Annotated in this window: 14 protein-coding genes; 10 read left to right on the forward strand and 4 right to left on the reverse strand. The window is 67.1% G+C overall.

Annotation, left to right across the window (positions count from 1 at the left end):
- Positions 1-161: 161 nt before the first annotated feature.
- The 8 genes from N2652_08455 (at position 162) to N2652_08490 (ending at position 9,870) form a co-directional block, all read left to right on the forward strand.
- Positions 162-1,613, forward strand: coding sequence for a hypothetical protein (locus N2652_08455; GenBank protein ID MCX7819223.1), 1,452 nt, complete (start codon positions 162-164; stop codon positions 1,611-1,613).
- Complete coding sequence (locus N2652_08460) at positions 1,610-2,239, forward strand: sigma-70 family RNA polymerase sigma factor (protein ID MCX7819224.1); 630 nt, start codon at positions 1,610-1,612, stop codon at positions 2,237-2,239. The genes N2652_08455 and N2652_08460 overlap by 4 nt, the downstream gene beginning before the upstream one ends.
- On the forward strand, positions 2,236-2,778 hold the full coding sequence (locus N2652_08465) for a hypothetical protein (GenBank protein MCX7819225.1): 543 nt from the start codon (positions 2,236-2,238) through the stop codon (positions 2,776-2,778). The genes N2652_08460 and N2652_08465 overlap by 4 nt, the downstream gene beginning before the upstream one ends.
- 219 nt (positions 2,779-2,997) lie before the next feature.
- Positions 2,998-4,488 (forward strand): IMP dehydrogenase, encoded by a 1,491-nt coding sequence (guaB, locus tag N2652_08470; GenBank protein ID MCX7819226.1) that lies wholly within the window; start codon positions 2,998-3,000, stop codon positions 4,486-4,488.
- 14 nt (positions 4,489-4,502) lie between these two features.
- Positions 4,503-5,849 (forward strand): Gfo/Idh/MocA family oxidoreductase, encoded by a 1,347-nt coding sequence (locus N2652_08475; GenBank protein ID MCX7819227.1) that lies wholly within the window; start codon positions 4,503-4,505, stop codon positions 5,847-5,849.
- A 14-nt stretch (positions 5,850-5,863) separates the two neighbouring features.
- Positions 5,864-6,808 carry a sugar phosphate isomerase/epimerase gene (locus tag N2652_08480; GenBank protein MCX7819228.1) on the forward strand — a complete coding sequence of 315 codons (945 nt, stop codon included), beginning with the start codon at positions 5,864-5,866 and terminating at the stop codon, positions 6,806-6,808.
- 405 nt (positions 6,809-7,213) lie between these two features.
- Complete coding sequence (locus N2652_08485; protein MCX7819229.1) at positions 7,214-8,074, forward strand: radical SAM protein; 861 nt, start codon at positions 7,214-7,216, stop codon at positions 8,072-8,074.
- Positions 8,071-9,870, forward strand: coding sequence for a glycoside hydrolase family 55 protein (locus N2652_08490; protein MCX7819230.1), 1,800 nt, complete (start codon positions 8,071-8,073; stop codon positions 9,868-9,870). The genes N2652_08485 and N2652_08490 overlap by 4 nt, the downstream gene beginning before the upstream one ends.
- A 25-nt stretch (positions 9,871-9,895) precedes the next feature.
- Here the strand turns inward: N2652_08490 and N2652_08495 are convergent, their stop codons facing one another.
- Positions 9,896-10,804 carry an AAA family ATPase gene (locus N2652_08495; protein ID MCX7819231.1) on the reverse strand — a complete coding sequence of 303 codons (909 nt, stop codon included), beginning with the start codon at positions 10,802-10,804 and terminating at the stop codon, positions 9,896-9,898.
- Positions 10,805-10,937: 133 nt separating this feature from the next.
- Between N2652_08495 and N2652_08500 the strand changes: the two genes are divergently transcribed.
- Positions 10,938-12,647 carry a chitobiase/beta-hexosaminidase C-terminal domain-containing protein gene (locus tag N2652_08500; protein ID MCX7819232.1) on the forward strand — a complete coding sequence of 570 codons (1,710 nt, stop codon included), beginning with the start codon at positions 10,938-10,940 and terminating at the stop codon, positions 12,645-12,647.
- Positions 12,644-13,711 (forward strand): hypothetical protein, encoded by a 1,068-nt coding sequence (locus tag N2652_08505; GenBank protein ID MCX7819233.1) that lies wholly within the window; start codon positions 12,644-12,646, stop codon positions 13,709-13,711. The genes N2652_08500 and N2652_08505 overlap by 4 nt, the downstream gene beginning before the upstream one ends.
- A 37-nt stretch (positions 13,712-13,748) precedes the next feature.
- On the opposite strand, the gene N2652_08510 is transcribed toward N2652_08505, so the two are convergent.
- From N2652_08510 to N2652_08520, 3 genes are read right to left on the reverse strand one after another with little or no spacing between them, the layout of a single operon-like run.
- A complete protein-coding gene (locus tag N2652_08510; protein ID MCX7819234.1) occupies positions 13,749-14,165 on the reverse strand; it encodes a response regulator in 417 nt (138 codons plus the stop codon).
- Positions 14,162-14,980: a twin-arginine translocase subunit TatC gene (gene tatC, locus N2652_08515; protein ID MCX7819235.1), complete on the reverse strand. Its 819-nt coding sequence runs from the start codon at positions 14,978-14,980 to the stop codon at positions 14,162-14,164. The genes N2652_08510 and tatC overlap by 4 nt, the downstream gene beginning before the upstream one ends.
- Positions 14,961-15,401, reverse strand: coding sequence for a twin-arginine translocase TatA/TatE family subunit (locus tag N2652_08520; protein MCX7819236.1), 441 nt, complete (start codon positions 15,399-15,401; stop codon positions 14,961-14,963). The genes tatC and N2652_08520 overlap by 20 nt, the downstream gene beginning before the upstream one ends.
- Positions 15,402-15,440 lie beyond the last annotated feature (39 nt).

Below are 15,440 nucleotides of genomic sequence, written 5' to 3' on the forward strand. Positions count from 1 at the left end.
ATCTCTCGCCGGTGAAGCAATCCGCTACCCCACTCCTGCCAATCGTGGAGCCCTCTCGGGGACGATCGCCAATACGCCCCTCCCGGGAGCTCGCCCGCTCCGATGCAACTCACTAAAATGGCGTGGGCTGGGACCGCACCAGCGGGCGGAAGCCAGAATTCATGGACCCGACACGACCGGACGACGCGCAGGAAGACCTGCTGCTTCACCTGACCTTTGTGCCGAGCTGGGCACGGCGGCCGCCCACGGAATACGGGTCGACCGAGGCGGCGTCGACCGCCGATGAGAATGCCCTCCCCGCCGGGACCGACGAGCCCGAGACCGAGCGTCGGCATGGGGAACGGCGACCGCCACCGCGGCAGCGCCGGGACTATCGACGAGGGCACGAGCGCTCCACTGGGGCACCTCCGCGACAGAGCGAACCGCGTCCGCGTGACGCCGGCCGATCACCGCGATCCACCCGAGAGCGGCGCGATGAGGCACGTCCACAGCTTCGCCCGCCGTTGCCGCTCAGCATCGCGTTTCTTCCCGAGCGCCACAGTCTGTCGGTCGTGGCCCACCGCATTCAGGCCAGTCACCGCGCCTATCCGCTACTGCAGTTGGCAGAGTTCTTCCTCAGCCGTCCTGAGTTCCACCTGGTCCGCATCGAGGTCGCGCCTTCTGCTCCCTCGCCGAATGACCCCGATCGACCGGCCGAGGTTACGTTGTTTCAGTGCGCTGAATGCGGCGTGGTGTATTCAACGGCGGGAGCTGCCCAGGCGCATGTGGTGGAATCCCACGCGGAGGTGTGGTTCGAGACGCGCGAGCTCTCCGAAGAACCTCCTCCTGGCCAGTTCACCTGCGTCGCCCGTTGCCCGTTTACCGGCCGGCTGATCGGTCCGCCCAATCATCACTCGTTTGCCAGCGCAGTGACGGAGGCCGCGGCCGGGGCGGGGAGGGAGAGGAAAATGACGGTCGCCGAGTACCAGCTACAGCTCGAGATGGTCCGCGATCCGGCGGCGATCGAGCAGTGGCGGCACGAATACGCGCACCGCCGCGCCTACTTCCGACGCGATCAGTCGCCGGCTGAACCTCTGAGCTGGGCCGAAGCACGAAGGACACTCGAGCTTGAGCTCGCGCCAACGCGCGTGAAGAGCGTTTCGCGCGCGATCATTCCCGGTCGGATCGCAGAGCAAATTAACGACCCGGGAATCCGTGCATCCCTCCGCGCCGCTTGGCACAAAGAACAGCGTTTTCCGCATACCATGATGGACGCGCTGCGGCCCGCGCTGCGCCACATGCGCCTTCACTTTTTCAAGACGGACGGCCACCACACCTATGTCACCGCGATCCGTCCCTGCCCGCTCGCGCCGGACCACGCGGTGGCGCCGATTCGGGAGGCGCTGACCTATCTCGCCGCTCATCCGGGTATCCACCGCGAGGCAGTAGCGGCGGACGTGCTTCGCGAGCGCGCCCACGACTCGGCCGCGCGCACCGAACTGTTTGGCCACATCGCCTGGCTCGTCGAACGAGGCCATGTGATCGAATACTTCGATGGCTCACTGGCGGTGCCCGCTGTCCACCGCGGCGGCCACGGGCCCGCCGAACCGACCAGCCCCTCCCCCGCTCAATGAGCGACCCGTCCCCCACCTCCTCCAACGCACCGGCCGCCCAGTCCACCGCGGCCGACCCCCCGGATGAAGTACTCGTCCGTCGGGCGCGCGATGGCGACACGGCCGCCTTCGACCAGCTGGTTCACCGGTATTTCGACCGGGTGTTCGGCCTCGTTTACCACATGATCGGCCATCGGCAGGATGCCGAGGACCTCGTCCAGACCATTTTTTTGCGTGCGTATCGTGCGCTGCGGCGCTTTCGCGGCGACGCCGCCTTTTCCACCTGGCTCTATCGCATCGCGTTGAACACCTCCTACACCGCCGCCGCCCGCCGGCACCGACGCCCGGACGACGTCAGTCTCGCCGACCTCGGTGAGGACGTCGGACGGGAGGCCTCGGAGCTCCTCGCCAGTGGGGGGCAGTCCCCCCCGCGGCAGGTTGGCCTCAAAGAGTTGCAGCAGCGGTTGAACGAAGCGCTCCAAACGTTGTCTGAAGAACATAGACAGGTGGTGGTGCTGCACGACATCCAAGGTTGGCGTCACGAGGACATTGCCCGGGTACTCCAGCTGCCGGTCGGCACGGTCCGGTCGCGGTTGTTCTACGCCCGCCGCCGCCTGCAAGAGCTGCTCGCGGAGTTCGCGCCATGAACTGCGACGACATTCAGCAGCAAATCGTCGAGCAAGAGCCGCCGTTCGCGGCCTTCGTCACCGACCATCTGGCCCACTGCGGCAGATGCCGCGTGTTTGCGGAGCACGACCTTCGGGTGCGCGCCTGGCTGAGACTGAAGTCGCGCGAGACGGCCGGGCCAACAGCGGCCGAACGGGTGGCCCTCAAGATCCGACTGGCCATCGCGGACGCACGGCCGGTTCCGGTCTGGCGGCTGTGGCTCGAAGAAACCGCGCTGCCGGCCGCCGCGCGGGCCGCCGCCGCTCTCGCGCTGGTCGCAGGCATCGCGGTGCTGTGGCGCGCGCTCGCTCACGCTCCGTCGCCCTCCGGACGCCTGTCCCGCGACGCGCTATCACAGCCCTATTCCCTCACTCCGACAGATGAGTTTTTGCCCGACCATCGTTTGGCGCTGCAACCGGAGCTGCCCACCAACCCTCCCCACTCCGTGATTCGGCTTGCACCTGCCACCGGAATTCAGTACGGTGCTCCCGGTTCTCGGCTGGTGAACTGGGAGCAGTGATCTCTTTCGGGCCCTGGTGTGCGCCCCGCCCTCCAACCGAGCCTCCCTCCAAAGGGGCGCACCACCAGGGCCTTTTTGCCCGGCCACTGAGATGGCCGCGGCCGGCGTCCGCGCCCCAAACAACCGGTCGCACCGCCAAGTTTCCCGTCCCGCGCCGCCTCACTCATTTGACGCTCGCGACCCCGCAGGTCTAGACTCCTCATGCCAAAAGGACGTGCGATGAGCATCAATCCCGAAATGGACGCCTTCATGGCCGCATTTCCTCATGAGGCGCTCACATTCGACGACGTTTCGCTGATCACCCAGTACAGCGACTTCCTCCCCCCCGAAGCGGACATCCGCACCCGGCTGACCTCCCGCATCACAATGAGCATCCCGTTCATCAGTGCCGCGATGGACACCGTCACCGAAAGCCGGATGGCCATCGGCATGGCAATGCTGGGCGGCCTGGGTGTCATTCACAAAAACCTCTCGATCGCCGAGCAGGTCGAGATGGTCGACGCGGTGAAACGCCACCTCAACGGCCTGATCGCGAAGCCGGTGACGTTTCGCGACCACCAGACGCTGCGCGACGTCCGCGAAACGTGCGAGAAGGCGGGATACGGATTCTCCGGCTTCCCGATCCTCGACCGGAATGACCGGCTGGTCGGCATCCTCACCGCGCGGGATGTGAAGTTCGCCCCCTCCCCCGACGCCCCCATCCGCGAGGTGATGACCCGAAACGTGATCACCGCGCCGCCCAACACGACCCTGCAGGAAGCCTACGAGATCATGACCCGCCATCGGATCGGCAAGCTCCCGCTGGTCCGCGGCCGCAAACTCGTCGGCCTGTACTCCTATTCCGACGTCGCCACGCTCGTGCGGAACGTAAAGCCACAGTACAACCGCGATGCGCACTACCGGCTGCGGGTGGGCGCAGCGGTCGGCCCCGGCGACTACGAGCGGGTCGAAGCGCTCGCGGAACACCATGCGGATGTGATCGTGATCGACACCGCGCACGGTCACAGCCGCGGTGTGATTGAGATGACCCGCTGGACGAAGACACGCTTTCCCGACCTCGACGTGATCGCCGGGAACATCGCGACCGGCGAGGCCGCGATCGCCCTGCGCGATGCCGGAGCGGACGCGGTGAAGGTGGGGATCGGTCCCGGCTCCATCTGCACCACTCGCGTCGTCGCCGGCGTGGGCGTACCGCAGATCACCGCGATCTATGAGTGCGCGCGCGCGCTGAACGATTCGATCCCGGTGATTGCCGACGGCGGTATCCGGCACTCCGGCGACGTGCCAAAAGCGATCGCGGCCGGTGCCGAGTCGGTCATGATGGGCGGCGTGCTCGCCGGCACGGATGAAAGCCCCGGCGAAAAGATCATCCACCAGGGCCGCCAGTATGTCGCCTATCGGGGAATGGGCAGCTTGGATGCGATGCGGGCGCGAGAGGGCAGCCGACAGCGCTATGGGCTGGCTGGCGCCAGCGAAGAGGAGCTGGTGCCGCAGGGCATTGAAGGCATGGTCCCCTACGCCGGCTCGCTCGACAAGGTGATTGCGCAGTTCTGCGGAGGTCTCCGCGCCGCGATGGGCTATTGCGGATGCCGCACGATCGCCGAGCTCCGTCGCCGCGGCCGGTTCGTGCGCATCACACAGGCCGGCGTCATCGAGTCGCACCCCCATGACGTGAAGATCACGAAGGAATCCCCCAACTACCGATTGTGAACAAGGAGGTTCTCATGCTCTCACGCCGAGAATTCCTCGCGACGGCGGTTGCTGCCGCGGCGACCGCTCAGATCGTGCCGCGCCGCGTGTTCGGTGGGCCCGGCCAGCCCTCCGCCAATTCGAAGCTGCGACTTGCGGCGATCGGCTGCGGCGGCCAGGGCTGGAGCGACCTGAAAAACATGCTCAGCGAGGACGTGGTCGCCCTGTGCGACGTGGACGACCGTCGCGCCGCGAACGCGTTCAAAGAGCTCCCCCAGGCGAAACGCTACCGCGATTTTCGGCGCATGTTCGACGAGATGAGCGACCAAATCGATGCAGTGCTGGTCGCCACTCCCGACCACACCCATGCGGTCGCCGCGATGGCCGCCATGCGCCATGGCAAACACGTGTTTTGCGAAAAACCGCTCGCACACTCGGTCGCGGAAGCTCGCGCGCTCGCGCGCGAGGCCCGCACACGCCGGCTGATCACCCAGATGGGCAACCAGGGCCATTCCAGCGAATCGATCCGCGTGTTCGTGGAGATGGTCCGTGCCGGTGCGATCGGCGAGGTGACCGAGGTCCACTGCGCCTGTGATGCCTTCCCGGACGTGTACTGCCAGTACGCGAAGCTGGCGGCGGTGCGTTCGGAGCGCCCAACGATCCCCCGCGAGCTCGATTGGGAGCTCTGGCTTGGCCCCGCGCCGGAGCGCCCCTACCACCCTGCCTACGTGCCGTGGGGCTGGCGCGGCTGGATGCCGTTCGGCACCGGTGCGATCGGCGACTGGGCCTGCCACGTCGTCGACCCCGTGTTCTGGGCGCTTGAGCTCGATGCACCGATTGCGGTGCAAGCGGAGTGCATGAACTATGACCCCCGCGAACATGCGGATCTCTACCCGCCCGGCACCCGGATCACCTTCGAGTTTCCTGCGCGGGGCAATCGCGGACCGGTGCGGCTGATCTGGCACGATGGCAAGATCCGGCCTCCCCGACCGGAGGAGCTGGAGCCGGATCGTAACGTGCCCGGCGTTGGCGCGATCGTGATCGGCACGCGCGGCAAGATCATGTACGGATCCCACGGCGCAGGCGGATGCCGGATCATCCCGGAGGCGAAGATGAAGGAGTACGGCGCGCCGCCGAAATCCCTTCCCCGCATCCCGCACGGCCATTACCGCGACTGGCTGGACGCGGTACGCGAAGGCCGCCCGGCCAATGCAGATTTCGAATACGGTGCTCGACTGAGCGAGGTCGGCCTGCTGGGCGCGATTGCGGTCCGTTATCCCGGCATCCGCCTGGAATACGACGCCGCCGCGATGCGTTTCACAAACCACGACGACGCGAACCGCTGGCTTGCGCCGCCCTACCGCAGCGGGTGGACGCTCTAACCCCCTCGCGTCCGATGCGGCTCAACCGTCGCGAAGTGCTGGTCTCGCTCGGCGCGGCGATGTTCTCGCCACTTGGCGCCGCGCCCAGTACGGCCCTGCGGACTTCGGCGCCCGCCGTCCGCTTCCAATACGCCCTCAATGCGGCGACGATCCGCTCCCATCGACTGCCCCTGCCCGAACAACTCCGGTTGGCGGCCGCCACCGGCTACCAGGGCTACGAGCCATGGCTCAGCGACATTGAAGCATTCGTCGCCGGCGGTGGCTCGCTTCGCGACCTCGCGCGCGAGTGCGCAGACCGAGGCCTGCGGATCGTCAACGCGATTGGTTTTGCCAAATGGATCGTAGAGGATGCCGCAGAAAGGGCCCGCGCCCTCGAACAGCTCCGCCGCGAAATGGGCATGATCGCTGCGCTCGGCGGACAGTGCATCGCCGCCCCGCCGGCGGGCGGCACGAAAGCGGAACCGCGGATTGGCCTGGATGTGATCGCGGAACGATTCGCCGCGGTTTCCGCCATCGGCACCTCGGAGGGCGTTACGCCACTTCTCGAAATCTGGGGGGCATCTGCACATCTGAGCACGCTCGCAGAGGCCGCATACGTGCTGGTTCGCTCGGGGAGGGCGAACGCCGGGCTTCTCGCGGATGTTTACCACATTGTGCGGGGAGGAAGCCCCGTGTCGGGACTGCGGGCGTTCAATGGCGCGATGCTCCGCTGCTTCCACATGAACGATGTCCCCGCCGAACCGCCGCGAGAGCAGCTGCGAGATGCGCACCGGGTTTGGCCCGGCGATGGCGCCGCTCCGCTCGCGGAAATCCTCCGGATCCTCGCCGATAGCGGGGCAGAAGTCACGCTCTCGCTCGAGTTGTTCAACGAAGAGTACTGGAAGCTGCCGGCGGCAGAGATCGCCCGCATCGGCCTCGAGAAAATGCGAACAGCGGTCCGGGCGGCCGGCCTGGCCTAGCACCGTGGGTGGCTGCGAGGCTGCCGACCGCGGTTCGTGGTGTCTTGCCGCCCGGTCAGTAGACCCGCGTTGGAATCGCGGGAGACGCCACAACCGCCGTCCCTACCCCCTCTCCCCAACCTCTGTTCCCCTCTTACCGACCGCGCCGGACTTCTCCCGCACGCTGAGCAGTCCCGCCGCCTCAAGTCCGTACGGCCTGATGGATCCAGCCACGCCGCGAGCAAGGGACTCCCTTCTTGCGGGAACAACGCCCGACCACGGCTATTGATCCCGTGCCGTCATACCCCCACAATCCCTCCCGTGGTGCTCGACGCCTACGCCTGCTGCCGGCTCTGCCCACGCGACTGCGGGGTCGACCGCCGCGCCGGCCACCGCGGTCGATGCGGGGAGACCGCGCAATTGCGAGTGGCCTCCATCGTTGCGCACTTCGGTGAGGAGCCACCGATCAGCTCGTCGCGGGGCTCCGGCACGATCTTCTTTTCGGGCTGTTCCAGCCGCTGCATGTTCTGCCAGAACTGGCAGATTTCTCTCGAGCACCTGGGCGACATCCTCACGCCCGACGAGTTTGAGGAGCAGGTTCGGCACCTTCTGAGCCGTCATCGCGTCCACAACCTCAATTTTGTGACGCCCGACCACTTTTGGCCCCACATCGCCGAACTGTGCGAGCGCCTTCGTAGGTCCGGCGAGGCCGTCCCCTTCCTCTTCAATTCCTCCGGCTATCACCGTCCCGAAATGGTCGAGGAATATGCGCGCTGGATCGACATCTTCCTGCCCGATTTCAAGTTCGCCTCGCCGGATCTCGCTCAGCACGTGATGGGCGATCGCCGGTACACCGATCTGGCGCTCGAATCGCTGCGCCGCATGGTGGATGCCCGCGGTTTTCTCGAACCGTGGGATCCGAGCGGCGAACGGCCCGCCCAACGCGGCGTGCTGGTACGCCACCTTGTGCTGCCGGGTCACGTACACAACAGTCTCGATGTGTTGCGGCTGCTGCGCCGTGAGTTCGGACGGTTCCTTCCCATTTCCGTGATGAGCCAGTTCCGGCCGACGCCTCGCTGCCACGAACGTCAATTTCTCAACCGGCGCGTGACCCCGGCGGAGTACGAGGAAGTTCTGAACGAAGTCGAACGTCTCGGTTTCGAGAACGTGCTGATCCAGCCAGAGCCGCTCTCGGACGAGTTCACGCCGGACTTCCGGCTGGACCGACCTTTCGCAGCCAACCCCCCGTCCGTGGTGGCCCCGAAAGACCGGGGGCCCGCCCCATGAGCATCCTTGCCCGCCACGCTGCGCACCGGCTCGGTCTCGCCTGGCTCGTCGCCGGTTCGCTCACGATCGGCGTTGCCGCGTTCGGGCGCGTGTGGGTACGGGCAAGCGGCGAGACCTTCGAGGCAACATTCCTGCAGCTGACCGGACGCCGCGTCATCATGGCCGGCCCCGGTGGCACACGCTTCGCGATCACACTGGACGAACTCTGCGACGAGGACCAGCGCCGGATCCTCGCGCTCGCCTCCGGCCGCACCCCGCCTCCCGAAACACCGCCGGAAGCGCGTGCAACCCAACGACCCGCGACGTCGCTGCCTCCATCACCCCCCGCCCCGCCCTCCCCCGCCGCTCCCTCACCGCGCCGCCGCGGGGAGCCGTCCCGCCTGTGGGGCGCCAGCGGCGAACTGTGGCGCGCAACCAGCCGCCTGCCGGACTTCTCGTTCGCAGGCTATCGTCACGGCGAAGCCACGATTCCCACAGTACCGGTGACGACGGACGTCCGTCGCCACGGCGCTCGGGGGGACGGCGTCACCGACGATACCGCCGCATTTCGCCGCGCGATCGACGCAACCCCACACGGCGCGATCCTCGTGCCCGCAGGCCGGTACGTGTTGACCGACGTGGTCACACTGCGTCGTGGGGGCGTGGTGCTGCGCGGCGAGGGGCCGGATCGCAGTGTACTGGTCTGCCCAAAGTCATTCACCGAAATCCGCGGCCGCTCCGTTGTGGACGGTTTCAAATCGCGCTGGGCGTTCAGCGGGGGCTTCGTCACGCTGGAGGGAGGTGCGGCGTCCGCACCGGCGGCGAAGGTCGTCGCGCCCGCCCGCCGGGGCGAGCGCACCCTCGTGCTGGATGACGCCTCCGCGTTCCCGACCGGTTCGTATCTTCGCCTGACGATGGCGAGCGAGCGCTCGCTCGGCCGCCATCTCCACGGCGATCGTTTCGAGGCGGGCGCGGCGACGTTTGAGGAGATGCAGTATTTCATGGACTGGGTCGCGCGGATCGTCGCGCGCGAGGACTCGCGCGTTACGCTGGACCGGCCACTTCGGCTCGACGTGCGGCCCGAGTGGGATCCGCGCGCGTGGGTCTGGCAGCCGACCGCGGAGGACATGGGCGTCGAGCACCTCTCATTCGAATTTCCAGGCACGCCGAAGAAAGCGCACTTGCTCGAGGAAGGTTTCAACGCGCTGCAGCTTCGCGGCGTCGTAAATGGCTGGGTCCGCAACGTCAGCTTCGTGGACTGCGACAACGGAGTGATCCTCTCCGGCTGCCGGTTCGTCGAAGTCAGCGATGTTCGTTTCGTCGCCCGCCGTCGCAAGGATCCCAGCGGCCATCACGCGCTGTGGGTGACCGGCTATTCTCAGGACTGCCTGCTGACTCGTTTCGAGATCGCGACGGTGTTCGAACACGATCTCAGCGTGGAGGGCCTCGCCAATGGCAACGTCTTCTCGGCGGGCCGCGCACGTCGGCTGACCTGCGACCATCATGCGAACATTCCGTACGAAAATCTCTTCACCGACATCGACGCGGGTGACCCCCAGCAGCTGTACCGAAGCGGCGGCCGGGACGACCGTGGTCCGAAAACCGGCGTTCGGACGACGTTTTGGAACATCCGCGGCTCGGGAGAGTTCCCGAGAGCGCCGGACTGGCCGTTGATCAACCTGATTGGGGTCGGATCGGGACCGAAGCTGCTGAACGCAGAAGACGGCCCATGGATCGAGCCGCTCAAGCCGGTCTGGCCGCCCAATCTGCACACCGCCCAGCGGGAGCGGCGGCTGACGCAGCGCGCCTCCCCCTGACGGCGCAGGCGATCAGCTGCGCGATTCAGCCGTGGCCATCCGCCAGTTCCTTCGCGGGGGGCGAGACGGTTACCTCGGCAGCTGGTTCGGTCACGGGCGGCGGAGAGGGCGCCGGGGATTCCGGCTGATTCATCGGCGCGGCTGACGCGGAGCCCGAGGCGGCCGCGGCGCGACGGGCGAGAAACTCCTTCGCAAGCAGTCGGTAGGCGGCCGCTCCGATGCCGCCACTGTCATACACGATGATCGGCTTCGCGAAACTGGGTGCCTCACCGAGTCGCACGGTCCGCGGAATCAGACTCTCATAGACACGACCCGGAAAATGATTGACGACCTCCTGAACCACCTGCTGGCCGAGCCTGGTTCGACTCGAGTACATCGTCATCACAATGCCATCCAGCTCGAGGCGCGGGTTCGCACCGCGGCGGAGGTCCTCGATCACACGCGTGATCACGCTCAACCCCTCCAGCGCGAAGTACTCGCACTGCAACGGCACCAGCACCCGGTCCGCCGCGCAGAGCGCATTCACCGTGAGGATGCCGAGCGAGGGTGGGCAGTCGATCAGCACGAACTCGTGCGGTGTCGCGGCGAGATACGGTGCCATCGCACGTCGAAGTGCGAGGGCCGGCTCGGGCAGCCGCAAGAGCTCCACTTCGGCTCCGGCCAGATCCAACTCGGACGGGACGATATCAAAGTTCCGGTAGTCCGTCGGACGTATGCACTCCGCGAAGGGACGCTCGCCAAATAGCGCCCGATAGATGCTCCCACCGCGGGCGGGCGAGCACCCCAGGCCGCTGGTCGCGTTCGCCTGAGGATCGAGGTCCACCAGCAACACCGACCGGCGTCGCTCCACCAGACAGGCAGCGAGATTGATCGCAGTGGTGGTCTTCCCCACCCCGCCCTTTTGATTCGCGATGGCGACCACTTCCGTCGGCATGAGAAGCAGCCTAGCGGACTTTCCCTTCCGCTCCAAACTGCTTGTCGACGGCTTCGGATTCCGCTAGCGTCCGCCCCGACGGGCGTGCACACGTTACGGCGGAAGCGATACGACCAATCAAGGGAGCGTGATCGTGATACGAAAAACCACCACAGCGCTGCTGGTGTTGTACAGTGTGGCGTGGTCTCAGGCCGCCTTCGCGCAAAGTGTCACCGACCTGGCAAGCGGCCAGCTCATCGAGCCGGTCACGCTGCCGCGCTTCGGCCATCAGTTCTATCGACTGGTCGTGCCGGCCGGCGCCAGCCGCCTGGTGTTCGCCAGTTTCGGCGGGACTGGTGATGCGGACCTCTACGTCCGCCGCGGCGGGCTGCCCAATGGCAAACAGTTCGACGCTCGTTCCATGCGCCCTGGCAATGCGGAGTGGGTGGATTTGCGCAACCCGCCGCCGGGAGAGTGGTATCTCCTCATCTTCGCGAAGACGGCGGTTAGCCGGGCAAAAGCGTGGGCGGTCCTGGAGGGAACGCCGCCATCCTCACCGGCCGTTGCGCCGCCCGTTTTTTCCCCCCCGGCGGGCATGTACACCGGGAGCGTGCGGGTGGTGCTGGGCTGCGCCACGCCGGGGGCGGTGGTTCGTGCGACAACCGACGGCTCCGACCCTCACCTCAACTCCCCCGCGGTGCAAACCGCGCTGGTCAGTGCGACCACCACGCTGCGTGCGCGTGCATTCGTCGGCAGCCAGTCCAGCGCAGTCGCCAGCGCACGATATGAGATCGTGCCGCAACCCCCGCAACCGCCGCCCTCGCCGCCGGCGGCCGGCGTGATCGAGCTCGTCAACGGCCAGGTCCTCAGGCAGCAGTCGAACCCAAAGCACAAGTTCAGCCTCTACCGTTTGGTCGTCCCCAACGGTCCAACACATCTGGTGTTCGGAATGACCGGCGGCGCCGGCGACGCAGACATGTACGTGCGCCACGGCGCCCCCCCGTCGCTCACGCAATACGACTACCGGCCCTACAAGCCTGGAAATACCGAGTTGGTCCAAGTGATGTATCCCGCCGCGGGCGAATGGTACCTGATGATTTACGCCCGCGCCGCCTATCATGGACTGCAGGTCTGGGGCATTCACTGGCGTGACGCTACGCTGACGACCGTCGCGACGCCAACGATTCAGCCCGCCGGTGGCACCTTCCGGGCACCAGTGGAAGTTCGACTGAGCTGCACCACGCCCGGCGCAACGATCCGTTACACGCTGGACGGTTCCCCCCCCACGCTCACCTCGCCGACCAACCAGCCATTCATCCTCCACCAAAATACCGTCGTCAGCGCCCGCGCATTTCGGGACGATTGGACACCCAGCGCAATCGCGACCGCCACCTTCCACGTCAACACCAACGCGCCGCCCGCTCCCGGCTTGCCGCCACTCGGCCGCATCGTGGATCTCGAGCGATTCTCCTGGACGCCGCTGGACGCCAGCGGCACGAAGGGCGTGCTCACCGTGCCGCTGAGGTGGGCCTACCGGTTCGTCAACCTGAGTGGCGACTATTCACGGGACCTGCTGGGTGTGCTGCAACCTCGGACGGATGGGACCTACCTGGTCAACATCCAGCCGCGCACCAAGCTGATTGTGCAGCTCCCCGGCCTCGTGCGTCCCGACCCCGCGCTGCCCAAGCAGAGCGTGGTGCTGGAATATTCGTTCGACCCACGAGTTCCCCAGAACCTGCGCTCTGCGCGCGTGCTGCACTACTCTTATCGAGGTGTGTGGTCGCAGTTCCGCGACTGGCAGTGGCTGACCCGCGGGTCTGCCGCCCCGCACTGGAACGGCTTCGAGCTGATCAAGCGGTGGTGACCAACGCTTCGCTCAGCGGAATCGTGCTTGCGATTGCCGGCTGGATTGCCAGCGTACCGTCGCCGGCCACCCCGGCCGGTCCGTCCGCGGAGCCCGTCGGACTGCGCCTCGATGGGGATCGTGTCTGGATCGAGCCCGGACAGCGGAACCGTCGCATCCTGATCGACGCGCTCGCCCGTGCGCTGGGTGCGCGGCTGAACTGGCCGGCCGATCTGCCCGATCGCACCGCCGACTACGCAATGAGCGGCGTGCCGGTCGAGCGCGCGCTCGTCCATCTTCTGTACGGCGTCGATTGGACGGTGGTCTGGCGCGCCGAACAGCTGCCGGACCGGGTCCGATGGTGGCCGGCAGAGATCCGAGTCGGCGCGGCAGCGCGCACACCCGGAGCCACCGGCGGACACAACGATTTGCCGTCGGACACGCTCGGCGAAAGCACCTCCGCTGGGGCGGCCAGTCCCTCGGTTCTGCGGGAGGCCGCCGCCCGGTGGCTAGATCCCGCAGAGCCGGAGCAGGCGCGCACGGCCGCGATCGACACGCTCGCCCGACTCGCCGATGCCCCGTTGCTCGCCGAGCTGGAAGCCGCGCATCGCGTGGACGGCGATGTGGCGGCCTACACCAGGGTTCTCGAAATCGTCCGGCGTTGCCGCTCTGAAGCGGCCGTCCCCCTGCTCTCCCAGTGGGCCGCCGAAATTGTGAACCAGCCCGGCTCACCGCGCGCCCGCGCGGCGCTGCAGGGGCTGGCCTCCGTCGGAAGCGCGCCGGCGCTCGATCAGATCCTCGATCAGTTCGACACGGCGTCTGACGACGTGCGGGCCGCGCTGCGCGACGCGCTGCTCGCGGCAACCCCCACCGCGCCGGCGCTCGCCGCGCTGCGATCCGCGGCGGAAGGCCGGCGCGGAGCCGCCGGCGACGACGTGCGGCTTGCCGCGTTGGACAGCCTGGCGCGCTTCCCGGACGCTCTCGCCGTGGAGCTCGTCCGCCGACTGAGCCGCAGCGATCTATCGCCGGCGGTCCGGGCGCGGGCTGCCGAGCTGGCGCAGGAATGGACGCAGCCTCTGCCCTGACCTCTGGCGCAGCGGCACCGGTTTTGCCGGCGCCCCCCTAGGCACCGCTGCCCCCTGCGCCCGGCTCGGCCGGCACCTCCAACATGCGCCGCACCACCTCCAGCAGGTCCGCGATGGTAAACGGCTTCAGCAGCGCGGACTCCGCGCCCAGAAACCGGGCAGACTGCAGGATCGTCATGTCATAGGTGGGGCCACCGCCGGACATCGTGATCAGTCGCGGCATTGGCCGCATCGCTCGCAGTTCCCGCAGCGTCTCCAGCCCGTCCTTCTCCGGCATGTACAGATCCAAGATGACCAGGTCCGGGGCCCACTCGCGCACGCGCCTCAGACACTCCACCCCGTTCGCGGCTTCCTCCACTGTGTATCCGTGCTCCTCGAGCGCCCGGCGCACGACCGCTCGAATGCCGGCATCGTCATCCGTGACGAGGATCCGCCGCTGTCCTGCCTCGCTCATCCTGCTCCTCCCGGCGGCCGCGCCGCAGGCGGGCTCGTCTCCGCCGCCTCCCGCTCGCGTTCCGTCGCCGCGATCAGCACGATGCACGCCTCATACAGCAGCACCAGCGGTATCCCCATCAACAGCTGACTGAACACGTCCGGCGGCGTCAGTACCGCCGCCACAATGAACAGCGCGACATAGACGTGGCGGCGGTAGGTCCGCAACGTGCTGGCCGAAATCAATCCCAGCCGCCCCAGAATGAACAACACAATCGGCAGTTCGAACACCAGTCCGAACGCGAGAAGAAACTGCAGCGTGAACGCGATGTAGCTGGTGATCGTCCACTGCGGGCGCACCCCCAGCCACCGGTTCATCGCCCACATCGCCCGCAGTCCCACCGGCAGACAAAACCGGTAGGCCAGAAACACCCCGGCCGCAAATAGCCCGACCGCCGCCCCGGCGCTGCGGCGAATCACGTACTTTTCCTTTGCGGTCAGCCCCGGAAACACAAACTGTGCGACGAACAGCACGATGAAGGGGGCCGCGAAGACCAGTCCGGCCCAGAACATGATTTTCATCGCCAGCGCAAATGCGCCGGTGACGTCCCACGTCCAGAGAAATTGATCCACCTCCTCCGGCTTCGAGAACACCAGAAACAACGGCCGTTTCAGCCACCGCAGGATCGTGGGCGCGAGCGGAGCGGCCACCAGCATCCCGATCGCGAGCGCACCAATGCTGCGCAGGATCGTCTGCCGCAAATCCTCCAAATGTTCGAGAAACGGCTTGCTGACGTCCTCGCTGTCAATACTGAACTTAAACGGGCCGAGTTTCACCGTCCGGTTCCGTCGGCGCCGGCGTGTCGGCCGGCACCCCCGCGTCGGCAGGCGCAGTTTCGGTGGTCGGTGTCGCAGACGCGTCCGCCGGCGCGGCACTGCTCCCTCCGTCCTCGGCGGGGGGCTCGGACGGTGGCGGATAACCGTAGGCTTCCATGTCCGGATGCCACTCGCCACCTTCCGGCGGCGTCGCCTCCGGCGCGGGCGGCAGGGAGGACGCGGGCGGGGGCGAATTCAGCTCACGGTCGGCGTTGAGAAACTCCTCCCGAACCTCCCGCGCGGCACGCTGCAGTTCGGCCATGGTCCGCCCCAGATTTCGCGCAATGCCAGGCAGCTTCTTCGAGCCGAACAACAGCAGGAAGATCACCATGATGATCAGCAGCTCTCCGCCGCCGATCCCGCTGATGAACGCCAGCGCCACGTGCCGACTCCTTCGAACCGACGGACCTGGCGTGCCGCC

The sequence above is a fragment of the Kiritimatiellia bacterium genome, from assembly GCA_026417735.1.
Taxonomy (GTDB): domain Bacteria; phylum Verrucomicrobiota; class Kiritimatiellia; order PWTM01; family PWTM01; genus CAACVY01.

Coding starts and splice junctions, on each gene's coding strand:
- N2652_08455 (MCX7819223.1), top strand. CDS start 162: ATGGACCCGACACGACCGGACGACGCGCAGGAAGACCTGCTGCTTCAC.
- N2652_08460 (MCX7819224.1), top strand. CDS start 1,610: ATGAGCGACCCGTCCCCCACCTCCTCCAACGCACCGGCCGCCCAGTCC.
- N2652_08465 (MCX7819225.1), top strand. CDS start 2,236: ATGAACTGCGACGACATTCAGCAGCAAATCGTCGAGCAAGAGCCGCCG.
- guaB (MCX7819226.1), top strand. CDS start 2,998: ATGAGCATCAATCCCGAAATGGACGCCTTCATGGCCGCATTTCCTCAT.
- N2652_08475 (MCX7819227.1), top strand. CDS start 4,503: ATGCTCTCACGCCGAGAATTCCTCGCGACGGCGGTTGCTGCCGCGGCG.
- N2652_08480 (MCX7819228.1), top strand. CDS start 5,864: ATGCGGCTCAACCGTCGCGAAGTGCTGGTCTCGCTCGGCGCGGCGATG.
- N2652_08490 (MCX7819230.1), top strand. CDS start 8,071: ATGAGCATCCTTGCCCGCCACGCTGCGCACCGGCTCGGTCTCGCCTGG.
- N2652_08495 (MCX7819231.1), bottom strand. CDS start 10,804: ATGCCGACGGAAGTGGTCGCCATCGCGAATCAAAAGGGCGGGGTGGGG.
- N2652_08510 (MCX7819234.1), bottom strand. CDS start 14,165: ATGAGCGAGGCAGGACAGCGGCGGATCCTCGTCACGGATGACGATGCC.